This is a genomic window from Proteus vulgaris (assembly GCF_023100685.1).
Classification (GTDB): domain Bacteria; phylum Pseudomonadota; class Gammaproteobacteria; order Enterobacterales; family Enterobacteriaceae; genus Proteus.
This window is the reverse complement of sequence record NZ_CP090064.1, coordinates 669,592-682,466: the sequence shown is the minus strand read 5'-3', so window position 1 is coordinate 682,466 and position 12,875 is coordinate 669,592. Positions and strand designations below refer to the sequence as shown.

The 12,875-nt window shown below is 40.1% G+C and carries 9 protein-coding genes; 1 reads left to right on the top strand and 8 read right to left on the bottom strand.

Features of this window, described 5'->3' with window-relative positions; genetic code table 11:
* Window positions 1-476 precede the first annotated feature (476 nt).
* The 8 genes from carB to ribF all read right to left on the bottom strand — a co-directional run bounded on the left by carB (window position 477) and on the right by ribF (window position 12,141).
* Complete coding sequence (carB, locus tag LW139_RS03275; protein WP_166539448.1) at window positions 477-3,704, bottom strand: carbamoyl-phosphate synthase large subunit; 3,228 nt, start codon at window positions 3,702-3,704, stop codon at window positions 477-479.
* Window positions 3,705-3,721: 17 nt separating this feature from the next.
* Entirely contained in the window at window positions 3,722-4,885 is a 1,164-nt protein-coding gene (gene carA, locus LW139_RS03270) for a glutamine-hydrolyzing carbamoyl-phosphate synthase small subunit (protein WP_166539447.1), read from the bottom strand.
* Between the two features lie 435 nt (window positions 4,886-5,320).
* Window positions 5,321-6,142: a 4-hydroxy-tetrahydrodipicolinate reductase gene (dapB, locus tag LW139_RS03265; protein WP_166539446.1), complete on the bottom strand. Its 822-nt coding sequence runs from the start codon at window positions 6,140-6,142 to the stop codon at window positions 5,321-5,323.
* Between the two features lie 224 nt (window positions 6,143-6,366).
* Window positions 6,367-7,320 carry a 4-hydroxy-3-methylbut-2-enyl diphosphate reductase gene (ispH, locus tag LW139_RS03260; RefSeq protein ID WP_109408056.1) on the bottom strand — a complete coding sequence of 318 codons (954 nt, stop codon included), beginning with the start codon at window positions 7,318-7,320 and terminating at the stop codon, window positions 6,367-6,369.
* Window positions 7,301-7,771, bottom strand: coding sequence for an FKBP-type peptidyl-prolyl cis-trans isomerase (gene fkpB / locus LW139_RS03255; RefSeq protein WP_166539445.1), 471 nt, complete (start codon window positions 7,769-7,771; stop codon window positions 7,301-7,303). Before fkpB ends, ispH begins: the two co-directional genes overlap by 20 nt.
* 69 nt (window positions 7,772-7,840) lie before the next feature.
* The gene (lspA, locus tag LW139_RS03250; protein WP_072069464.1) at window positions 7,841-8,356 is read right to left on the bottom strand and encodes a signal peptidase II; all 516 of its coding nucleotides are present in this window, start codon (window positions 8,354-8,356) and stop codon (window positions 7,841-7,843) included.
* A gap of 3 nt (window positions 8,357-8,359) precedes the next feature.
* Window positions 8,360-11,170: an isoleucine--tRNA ligase gene (gene ileS, locus LW139_RS03245; RefSeq protein WP_247850618.1), complete on the bottom strand. Its 2,811-nt coding sequence runs from the start codon at window positions 11,168-11,170 to the stop codon at window positions 8,360-8,362.
* 29 nt (window positions 11,171-11,199) lie between these two features.
* Window positions 11,200-12,141, bottom strand: a complete 942-nt coding sequence (ribF, locus tag LW139_RS03240) for a bifunctional riboflavin kinase/FAD synthetase (RefSeq protein ID WP_109408058.1) — start codon at window positions 12,139-12,141, stop codon at window positions 11,200-11,202.
* Between the two features lie 430 nt (window positions 12,142-12,571).
* Between ribF and rpsT the strand changes: the two genes are divergently transcribed.
* Window positions 12,572-12,832 carry a 30S ribosomal protein S20 gene (gene rpsT, locus LW139_RS03235; protein WP_004248964.1) on the top strand — a complete coding sequence of 87 codons (261 nt, stop codon included), beginning with the start codon at window positions 12,572-12,574 and terminating at the stop codon, window positions 12,830-12,832.
* Window positions 12,833-12,875: the final 43 nt, after the last annotated feature.

The following is a 12,875-nucleotide window of genomic DNA, read 5'->3' as shown; positions in this document are numbered from 1 at the left end:
TAATCACCTATGTTGTCAAACATTTGACGAAATAGCAATCATTATCATTTATGCCGAATAATCTATTTTAAAGACAGGGTGCTTGTACCACAAATCTAACAACTTGAAGAAAAATTGAGGGGAGAAAACCGCCCCCCACCAAACTATTTATTGAACATCAAAATAGCTTGAACTACTGTGTCCCTATCACCAATGTTAAGAGAACCTAATTATTCACCAACAATCATAGTGAATGAAAGAACGGTCGCACAAATAACATTAATTCCAAATAAGGTTATTTTAGTCAATTTTATTGACTCCTTACTTGAAAAAAAAGATCCGCACCCACCTCTTTGTTTTGCAATCGCCCCAAATAAATTTATTTGGGGCTTTCTTTTTCTGCAAACTTTTCTTTTTTTAAATAGTGATAGAAAAATAAAAAATCCCGAATACAAGTTTCCTCATATTCAGGATCATTATTACGGCAACAAATAAACTTAAGCTTTATTTATCTTTCTGTGCATTTCTTGAACTGAAATAACACTGGACGTCGGATCCGCCGTTAATGACAGTGTTGTTGCAAATCCGCCATTTAACGTCGTGTCATAATGGACTTTATATCTTAATGCACTGCGGCGAATAATTTTAGAGTCTTCAATGGCTTGACGACCAGATGTGGTATTAACAATATAGTCATATTCACCATTTTTAATTCTATCTTCAATATGTGGTCGACCTTCATGCACTTTATTGACTAAGCGTGGATTTATTCCCGCTTCACCTAATACAATGGCTGTACCATGTGTAGCATCTAATTCAAATCCACTTTTTAGTAATTTCGTCGCCAAATCAACAACACGCTTTTTGTCACCTTCACGCACAGAAAGAAGGGCTCTACCTTTTTTCTTCATGGTAGAACTGCTGCCTAACATCGCTTTAGCAAAGGCTTGTGCAAAGGTTGCACCAACGCCCATCACTTCACCTGTTGAACGCATTTCAGGTCCTAAAATCGGATCAACGCCTGCAAACTTATTGAAAGGTAAAACCACTTCTTTTACCGAGTAATAAGGCGGAATAACTTCTTTTGTTACGCCCTGATCTTCAAGACTTTGACCAATCATGACACGCGCGGCGACCTTGGCTAATGGTACGCCTGTGGCTTTTGACACAAAAGGGACGGTACGAGCTGCACGAGGATTAACTTCAATAAGATAAACATCATCACCTTTCACCGCGAATTGTGCATTCATCAACCCTTTTACACCTAATTCAAAAGCGAGCTCACGAACTTGTTTACGCATCACATCTTGAATTTCTTTGCTTAGGGTATAAGCAGGTAATGAGCAAGCCGAGTCACCAGAGTGAACACCCGCTTGTTCGATATGCTCCATAATGCCACCAATCACGACTTGTTTACCGTCACAAATCGCATCAATATCGACTTCAATCGCATCATCAAGAAAACGGTCTAATAATACAGGGGCATCGTTTGACACACTGACAGCAGTTTGGAAATAACGACGTAAATCAACTTCGTCATAAACAATTTCCATTGCGCGTCCACCAAGGACATAAGAAGGGCGAACAACCAGCGGATAACCAATCAATTGTGCTTTTTCTACCGCTTCTTCTAAAGCAGTTACAGTGGCATTTTCAGGCTGTTTTAACCCTAACTTATCAACCGCTTTTTGGAAACGTTCACGATCTTCAGCTTTATCGATAGCATCTGGCGTTGTCCCAATGACAGGCACACCTTCTGCTTCTAGCGCTCTGGCTAATTTTAATGGTGTCTGTCCACCATATTGCACGATCACCCCTTTCGGTTTTTCGATACGTACAATTTCAAGCACATCTTCTAACGTAACAGGTTCAAAATAGAGTCTGTCAGAGGTGTCATAATCCGTTGAAACCGTTTCAGGGTTACAGTTCACCATGATGGTTTCATAACCGTCCTCACGTAACGCAAGCGCCGCATGAACACAGCAATAATCAAATTCAATCCCTTGACCTATACGATTGGGCCCACCACCTAAGATCATTACTTTAGGTTTGTTTTGATGTGGATTTGCCTCACACTCTTCTTCATAAGTCGAATACATGTAAGCCGTATCAGTAGCAAACTCTGCCGCACAAGTATCAACACGTTTATAGACTGGATGTAGCTGATATTGCTCTCTTAATTGGCGAATAGCGTGCTCTTTAATGTTAAGTATTTTAGCTAAACGCGCATCAGCAAAGCCTTTACGTTTTAACTGACGTAAGAAATCAGCACTCAACCCATTGATACCTATTTCACCGACTTTTTCTTCAAGACGAACAATTTCTTCAATTTGAACTAGGAACCAACGATCAATATTAGTGAGATTAAAGACGCCATCAATGGATAATCCCGCGCGAAAAGCATCTGCGATATACCAAATTCGGTCTGAACCCGCTTCTTTTAGTTCACGGCGAATTTTAGTTAATGCTTCGGGATCATCTAAATCAACTTTAGGATCAAAACCAGTCGCTCCAACTTCAAGGCCTCGTAACGCTTTTTGCATAGATTCTTGTAGCGTTCTACCAATTGCCATCACTTCACCAACAGATTTCATTTGCGTAGTTAATCTGTCATTTGTTCCTGCAAATTTTTCAAAGTTAAAGCGAGGAATTTTTGTCACAACATAATCAATAGAAGGCTCGAAAGAAGCTGGTGTTCTTCCTCCTGTGATGTCATTCATCAGCTCATCAAGGGTATAACCTACCGCTAATTTTGCGGCAACTTTAGCAATTGGAAAACCTGTTGCTTTGGATGCCAAGGCTGAAGAGCGAGACACACGAGGATTCATTTCAATAACAATCAAACGCCCTGTTTTAGGATCAACCGCAAACTGAACGTTAGAGCCACCCGTTTCAACACCTATTTCACGCAATACCGCCATCGAGGCGTTACGCATAATTTGATATTCTTTGTCGGTAAGTGTTTGTGCTGGCGCAACAGTAATGGAATCCCCCGTATGAATTCCCATTGCATCAAAGTTTTCGATAGAACAGACGATAATACAGTTGTCGTTTTTATCGCGCACAACTTCCATTTCGTACTCTTTCCAACCAATCAGTGATTCATCAATTAATAGTTCATTGGTTGGCGATAAATCTAAACCTCGAGTACAAATTTCTTCAAACTCTTCACGATTATAAGCAATACCACCACCGGTTCCCCCCATCGTGAATGAAGGGCGAATAATACAAGGAAAACCAACTTGTTCAGCAACAGCAAAAGCTTCATCAAGGTTATGTGCAATACCTGAACGAGCTGTATCTAAGCCGATTTTTTTCATCGCTTTATCAAAGCGTTGTCTATCTTCTGCTTTATCAATCGCATCAGCTGTTGCCCCAATCATGGTGACACCAAACTCAGCTAAAACACCTTGGCGCTCCAATTCTAAAGCGCAGTTCAGTGCTGTCTGCCCGCCCATTGTCGGTAATACAGCATCAGGGCGCTCTTTTTCAATAATCTTTCTCACAACTTGCCAGTGAATAGGCTCAATGTACGTTGCATCAGCCATTTCAGGATCGGTCATAATGGTTGCAGGATTTGAATTTACCAAAACAACTCGATATCCCTCTTCACGTAGAGCTTTACATGCTTGAGCGCCTGAATAATCAAATTCACACGCTTGTCCGATTACGATCGGCCCAGCACCTAAAATCAGGATTGTTTTGATATCTGTTCTTTTAGCCATTTTCTTTCGCTCCTGATTTATTTTGTTGTCACTGATTGCAGGTTTTGACGATATTGCGCGATAAGTTCGATAAAGTGATCAAAAAGAGGTGTGGCATCATGTGGCCCTGGGCTGGCTTCTGGATGGCCTTGGAAACTGAACGCTGGTTTATCTGTACGATGAATACCTTGCAAAGAACCATCAAATAGAGATTTATGTGTCACACGTAAATTGGCAGGAAGTGAAGTTTCATCAACGGCAAATCCATGATTCTGTGCTGTGATCATCACAGTATTTTTATCTAAATCTTTTACAGGATGGTTACCACCATGATGCCCAAATTTCATTTTGATGGTTTTTGCACCGCTGGCTAACGCTAAAAGCTGATGACCTAAACAGATACCAAAGAGAGGAATATCGGTTGTTAAAAACGTTTGAATGGCGTTAATGGCATATTCACAGGGCTCTGGATCCCCGGGGCCATTTGAAAGAAAAATACCATCAGGTGAAAGTGCTAAAACATCTTGCGCTGGTGTTTGTGCTGGTACAATGGTAACTCGACACCCTCTATCCACCAGCATACGTAAAATATTACGTTTCACACCAAAATCATATGCCACAATATGCAATGGCAATTCATTCGCTGATTTAGCTTTAGGTAATTCACTCTCTAGTGTCCAACTTCCTTGAGTCCACTGATAAGGTTGTTTAACGGTTACTGTTTTGGCTAAATCCATTCCTTTTAAACCCGGAAATGATTTAGCCTTTTCGAGCGCAACATGGGTATCTAGGCGTTCCCCTGCGATAATACAGCCATTTTGTGCGCCTTTTTCTCTCAATAAACGCGTTAGCTTGCGTGTATCAATATCTGCAATTGCAACGATATTATGACGTTTAAGATAATCAGATAATGTTTCTTGTGCACGATAGTTGCTCATCAGTAATGGCAAATCACGAATAATTAAGCCTTGAGCATGGATGGTTTCTGATTCTTCGTCTGAATGATTAACGCCAGTGTTGCCAATGTGGGGATAGGTGAGAGTAACAATTTGTTGGGAGTAAGACGGGTCGGTTAGTATTTCTTGATAACCAGTCATTGAAGTATTAAAAACGACTTCACCGATGGCGGCGCCTTCTGCGCCAATCGACTTGCCGTGGAATTCGGTCCCATCTTCTAGAACCAGTATAGCTGATTTAATCAAAACGCCCTCCAGAGAATAATAAATCACATTTCATGCATATTAATTCAGATTTAAGACTCTAAATCAATGCCAAAAACATAAAATTGGGCAAATTTTTGGCAAATTGGGCGCATTCTAAAGATCGAATAGGCAGATGTCTAGAAAAAACACCTTTTTAATTAAAAAAACATCAATCATTAGCAATTTAATTAACCAAGTGACAATTAACATAACAAATCTTACAGATTTAACCGTTTGCTTACCAAGATAATTTAAAATTTAGATTTCAAGAGGAAATAAAACAGAATCCTGTCCATTTCTAGAAAAAAAACAGAAAAAACAAGAGATAAATGATATAAACAAGAGGAAAGAGAATAAATACAACAAATAAAATAAAAAAAACCCATAATTAAACAAATAATTATGAGTTTTCAAATAATTACAAATAACAACTTATCATAATTCTTCTAAAGAAAGCACATCTTTCATGTTATATAGACCTGATTTTTTAGATCTTAGCCAAATAGCCGCCTTTACTGCACCATTTGCAAATGTCATTCGACTAGAAGCCTTGTGGCTTATCTCTACCCTCTCGCCAATGTCGGCAAAAATCGCAGTATGTTCACCCACAATATCCCCTGCACGAATAGTAGCAAAACCAATACTTTGAGGGTCACGCTCTCCCGTATGCCCTACTCGCTCATAAACAGCACACTTTTTAAGATCACGACCTAATGCATCTGCAATAGATTCCCCCATTGCTAATGCAGTACCTGATGGCGCATCAACCTTATGACGATGGTGCGCCTCTACAATTTCAATATCACTGTAAGATCCCATCACTTTAGCGGCTTTTTCGAGTAACTTAAGCACCAAATTAACACCAACACTAAAGTTGGCTGCAAACACAATAGGGATGATTTTTGCTGCATCATCTATGGCTTTTTTGCCTTCATCATCAAAGCCTGTCGTACCAATAATCATGCCTTTTTGTTGTTCTACACAAAATTCAATATGTGAAAGCGTGCCTTCTGGGCGTGTAAAATCAATTAATACATCAAATGCATTAGCTTGTGCTAATAAGTTATCAGTTACTATGACACCGATATGACCAATACCAGCTAACTCACCCGCATCTGAGCCAATTAATGAAGAATTTGTACGTTCAAAAGCAGCACCTAGCACAGTTCCTTCTTGTTGAGAAATTGCCTGAATTAATTGGCGTCCCATGCGTCCACCCGCACCAACAACAGCAAGACGAAGTTCTTTTGCAGACATAACTAAATTTCTCCTTAACAATGCTTATGATCTCTATTTATTGTTTACAGATTAGCGATGTCATCCGTTTGATGCCAGCATTTAACGTTCTAGATAAGAAAAACACACCAAACAGAGCTAATTATCAGTAAAAGAGATGAACAGCATGATTATTCATTTAACTTTAGGTATAAAAAAAGCAGAGATTTAAACTCTGCTTTTAAAAATCACGCTTTCTAGATGCCTTATTCGATAACTTTATAATCAAGTCGAAGTTCTTTTGGCACTTCAAAAACAATATTTTCTTCACGCCCAGATAGTTCGATCACTTCATCAGCACCAAAGCTTTTTAGACGCTCTAACACCTGCTGTACTAAAATATCAGGGGCTGAAGCGCCTGCAGTCACTCCGACAATATTGACATTAGTCACCCATGACTCATCAATATCTTCAAAGCTATCGATAAGATAAGAAGGTTTTCCTGCACGCTGTGCCAATTCTGCTAAGCGGTTTGAATTTGATGAATTCTTAGAGCCAACAACAAAAACAACATCTGCTTTTTCAGCAAGCTCTCTCGCTGCTTCTTGGCGATTGGTTGTTGCATAACAAATATCGTCTTTACGGGGGCCAATAATTTTGGGAAAACGTGCATTTAAAGCATCAATAACTTCAGATGTATCATCAACAGAAAGTGTTGTTTGAGTCATAAAGCAAAGATTGTCTTCATCTTTGACTTTTAGTTTCCAGACATCCGCAGGTGACTCAACTAAATACATTCCCCCTTCAGGGTTGTTGTATTGCCCCATTGTACCTTCAACTTCAGGATGTCCTGCATGACCGATTAGAATCGCCTCTTTGCCTTTACGGCTAGCTCTAGCCACTTCCATATGAACTTTAGTCACTAATGGGCAAGTCGCATCATAAAGCATCGTTAAATTACGTGAACGAGCTTCTTGACGAATAGCTTGAGAAACACCATGAGCCGAAAAAATTAAAATCGCGTTATCGGGTACTTCTGAAATTTCTTCAATAAAGATAGCGCCACGTTCGCGTAAGTCGTTAACTACATAACGGTTATGAACCACTTCGTGACGAACATAAATAGGTGCGCCATAGATTTCCAGAGCGCGGTCAACAATGCTGATAGCTCGGTCAACACCCGCACAAAAGCCTCGTGGGTTAGCCAGCAGTATTTGCATGTGTTGTTTCCTCCTCAGGATTGATGCTGACAACTTCAATATCAAATGTCACTTCTTCTGACGCTAATGGGTGATTAAAATCAACCGTAACAGAATCTTCAGTGACATTTTTTACAATGCCTGGCATTTCACTGCCATTCATTGCTGTAAATAGCATGATAGTACCAGTTTCTGGCACTCCAGACTCTGCAAAGTCAGAAGGCATAAAGTATTGGATCAAGTCAGGGTTATATTTACCAAAAAGATGTTCGCCAGCAAGCGTAAAAGTTTTTTTATCTCCCGTTGATAACCCCAATAATTCAGCTTCTAAGGCTGGCGATAAACTTTCATCACCTAAACGAAAAAGGGCGGGTTTACCATGTGCTTGCGTAGATTCAGCAACAGAGCCATCGGCTAACTTTAAAGTGAAATTCAACAATACCGCGCTGTTGTTGAGTACCTGCATAACCATACTAATACCTTCTATTAAGCGTAACCCCCGCCATAAGGCAGGGGTTATTTTAGTTAACTCATTGTCTGATTACTTTTGCTTTTTTGTATCTTGCGGACTGGCATTTTTATCAGGGAAAAAGCTTTCAATGATAATTAGCCCAGCACCAATACAAATACCCATATCAGCAATATTAAAAGTGGGCCAATGCCAATCTCCGACATAAACATCAAGAAAATCGATAACAAACCCGTGGATCAGACGATCAGAAAGATTACCCAATGCTCCGCCAATAATAAGCGCATAAGCAATGTTACTTAGTTTGGCATTCGCTTTATTTTTATACATCATTACTAATAAAGTAATGCAGATTGCTAATGCAATCAGTGCAAAAAACCAACGTTGCCATCCCCCTTTATCCGCTAAAAAGCTAAAGGCAGCACCATAGTTATGTGCGTAAGTGAAATTGAAAAAAGGCATCACAGCAACAGATTCATACAGACGAAATGTCTGCATGAAATACTGTTTTGTTCCTAAATCCAACACCACTACAGCAATTGCTAACCACAACCAGCGTAAACCTGTAGAGCAAAGTGTTTTCTTCATTAATTAAGCAAACTTACGTTCTTCACCGTTACCGGCTACGTTAGTAACACAGCGTCCGCATAATTCAGCGTGTTCCGCTACTTGACCGATATCTGTCGCATAATGCCAGCAACGAGGACATTTTTCGCCATCTGCTTTATTAAAGGCGATTTTTAAACCCGCCATATCAGAGGCTAATGCTGTTTCTGGTGCTTCATTAATATCTGCAACTGTCGCTTGAGATGTTAATAAAACAAAACGCAGTTCATTACCTAATGCATTTAATTTATTGGCTAAAGCGTTATCTGCATACAGTGTGACTGATGCTTCTAAAGAGCCACGTAATTGTTTATCTGTACGTGCTTGCTCTAACACCTTATTGACTTCACCACGAACAGCCAGTAATTCAGCCCAGTAATCATCATTTAAGGTTTCTGATGCATCTAAACCAAATAAATCGGTATACCACTCTTCAGTTAAGACATATTTTGCACGCTCACCTGGCAGTTCATTCCAGATCTCATCAGCAGTGAATGACATAACTGGCGCCATCCAACGAACTAATGCTTCACTGATGTGGAATAAGGCTGTTTGGCAACTACGGCGAGCAACACTATCACTTTTCGCGGTATATTGTCTGTCCTTGATGATATCTAGGTAGAAAGAACCCATTTCCACTGAACAGAACTGCATTAAGCGCTGAATAACATTATGGAAATCGTAGTTTTCATAGTGTTTTAGGATATCCGCTTGTGCTGCTTTCGCACGGCCTACTGCCCAGCGATCAAGTGTCACCATATCTTCTGGCTTAACTTGATGTTTTGCAGGATCAAAACCGTTCAAGTTTGCTAATAAGAAGCGCGCAGTATTACGAATACGACGATAAGTGTCCGCAGAACGTTTTAAGATCTCATCAGATACAGCGATTTCACCTGTATAATCGGTTGAAGCAACCCATAAACGTAAGATATCAGCACCCAGTTTATCCATCACATCTTGTGGACTCACTGTATTACCGATAGATTTAGACATTTTACGGCCTTGTCCATCTACGGTAAAACCATGTGTTAATACTTGACGGTAAGGTGCTTTACCTTTGATTGCCGTTGAGATCATCAACGAAGACATAAACCAACCACGATGTTGGTCAGAGCCTTCTAAATACATATCAGCTGAATTGCCATGGTATTCTGGGCGAGCATCAACGACTGTTGAGTGTGTTGATCCTGAATCAAACCATACGTCCAGTGTATCAGGCGTTTTCATGTAATCGTCAGCTTCATCACCCAATACTTCACGAATATCTAAATCCCACCATGCTTGGATGCCGCTAACTTCAACACGTTTTGCAACTTCTTCCATCAACTCTAAAGTGCGTGGATGTGGCTCTTGTGTCTCTTTATGAACAAACAGAGACATTGGAGTACCCCAAGTACGTTGACGAGAAATACACCAGTCAGGGCGGTTTTCAACCATTGACTCAATTCGTGCTTGCCCCCAATCAGGGATCCATTTAACACCTTTGATCTCTTTTAATGATTGTTGACGTAACCCGTTTTTATCCATGCCAATAAACCATTGTGGTGTTGCGCGGAAAATAACAGGTGTTTTATGTCTCCAACAGCAAGGATAACTGTGCTGCAACGCTTCGTGATGTAACAGAGCGCCTTTTTCTTTTAGCAATTCAACGATGACATCGTTCGCTTTAAAAACAAAAACGCCATCTAATGTTGGATAAGTGCCAGGTAAATAACAGCCATTTGGCCCAACTGGGTTTGCAACTTCTAAACCGTATTTTTGGCCAACCACAAAGTCATCAGGACCATGGCCTGGTGCAGTATGTACCGCACCTGTACCCGCATCTAAAGTAACGTGATCACCTAAAATAGCAGGAACATCAAAACCCATAAATGGATGATTAAAGCGTAGCAACTCTAGATCTGTACCTTTACATTCACCTAAAACAGCCCAGCCAGTTACGCCAATACGTTGCATCACGTACTCAACAAGATCTGCCGCTAAAATCACACACTCATCATTAAATGAGACTAAGGCATAATTAAATTCTGCATTTAAGGCGATCGCACGGTTAGCAGGTAATGTCCAAGGCGTTGTTGTCCAGATAACCAAAGAAATTGGTTTATCTGTTGCTGAACCAAATTTAGCAGCAACAGCTTTTGAATCTACGGCAGTGAAACGCACATCGATAGAAGGAGATGTTTTATCGTAGTATTCAACTTCAGCTTCTGCCAGTGATGAACCACACGCAGTACACCAGTGAACAGGCTTAGCCCCTTTTAACAGGTGACCATTTGCGATAATACGCGCTAATGCACGGATAGTATTCGCTTCTGTTTTATAGTCCATTGTAAGATAAGGTTTTTCCCAATCTCCTAGAACACCTAAACGAATAAAATCTTTTTTCTGTGCTTCGATTTGCTCGTAAGCGTATTTACGACATTCCTCGCGGAATTGTGCTGCCGATATTTTCTCTCCTGGTTTACCTACGATTTGTTCAACTTTTAGTTCGATAGGTAATCCGTGACAATCCCATCCTGGAATGTACGGAGAGTCAAAGCCTGACAGTCCTTTGGATTTAATAATAATATCTTTGAGAATTTTGTTTACTGAGTGACCAATATGAATATTGCCGTTGGCGTATGGAGGGCCATCATGCAAAATAAATGTTTTTTTACCACTTTTAGCCTGACGAATAGCTTGATACAAACCTTCTTTGTACCAACGTGATAACATCTCTGGCTCGCGCTTTGCTAAATCCCCGCGCATAGGGAACCCTGTTTCTGGTAAGTTCAGGGTATTTTTATAGTCACTCATTCGATTCTCAGTTCCAATTTTCCGCTAGTTTATGACTCCGACCGCTGCGATAAAAAATCCCTAGCAGTAGCCACATCATCTGCGATTTGCTGCTTCAATGCATCCAATGATGCAAATCGCTGTTCATTACGTAATTTCTTTCGTAACACAACATCAATACGACGTCCATATAAATCCATATTAACGTCGATTAAATGAACTTCTAATTGTACGCCCTTTCCTTGTACGGTAGGACGACTTCCGATATTTGCCACACCGGGTAAAGGTGATTGATTATCTGACAAATAGACATCAACGGCATAAACGCCTTTAACGGGTGCAACTAAGCGCTTCATTGGAATATTGGCTGTCGGAAAACCAATAGTTCTACCCAATTCATTACCATGAACAACTCGTCCACAAACACTGTAAGGGTGTCCAAGGAGTGATTCAGCAAGAACTAAATCATCATTGAGTAACGCTTCTCGTACTGCGGTGCTACTGATACGTAATCCTTTATCGCAATAACTTTCTGTATTTGCGACATCAAATCCATATCGAACACCTGCTTGTTGTAAAAAGTGGAAATCACCTTCACGATTTTTGCCAAAGCGAAAATCATCACCAATAGCAAGAAATTTCACCCCTAATTTATCGACCAGTAAGGATGAAACAAACTCTTCAGGTGTTTGTGCTGCAAATTGTTTATCAAATTTGACACACAAAAGGTAGTCAATACCGCATTCAGCCAAATACTTTATCTTATCTCGTAAACGAGTCAGACGTGCTGGTGCTTTTTCTGGTAAAAAAAACTCAAGCGGCTGAGGCTCAAATGTCATCACAACCGTGGGTAACCCTCGCTGTGAGGCTTCTTGCTTCAAGTGTTTCAATAATGCCTGATGGCCTCGATGGACACCATCAAAATTCCCAATTGTCAGAACGCAACCATGATGTAGCGCTCTAATATTCTGTATACCGCGAATTAGCTCCATAACTGGCTCAATACCGTGGAAATTATTGGATTATACCTTGTCAAAGGCTTGAGAGTAACCCAATATATCAATGTTTATTGATGAGTAATATCTCGACAAGTCGATTCACTATTATTCTTAAATGTGACTACTCACATTAAACAAAAATGGACTATCACTCACTTCTTGGTTATAAAATCGCATAAAATCAACCGTAGATCCTATTAGAATCTATTATTTATTACTCATATACACGATTTTGATGATTTTTTCACTCAAAAGACTGTATTCTACCCGTCTTAACTGATAAAATCTTGCGCCATCACAACGAAACAAGTGTCGCGTACAACGACGCTAATTTTGTATAAATCCATTGACAAACTTAGGTTGAAAAGGCATATTCCTTCACCTTTGTATTTGTCCTCGCTAGAATATATTTGGGAGTTGGAACTTGGCTAATATCAAATCAGCTAAGAAACGTGCGGTTCAGTCTGAAAAGCGTCGTCAGCACAACGCAAGCCGTCGTTCTATGATGCGTACTTACATTAAAAAAGTATACGCAGCAGTTGCTTCAGGTGATAAAGAAGCAGCACAAAAAGCATTTAATGACATGCAACCAATTGTTGACCGTCAGGCAACTAAAGGCTTAATTCACAAGAATAAAGCTGCACGTCATAAAGCTAATCTGCAAGCACAAATCAAAGCAATGTAATATTGCTTTCTTGTGTTATAAAAAACCGGCTTATGCCGGTTTT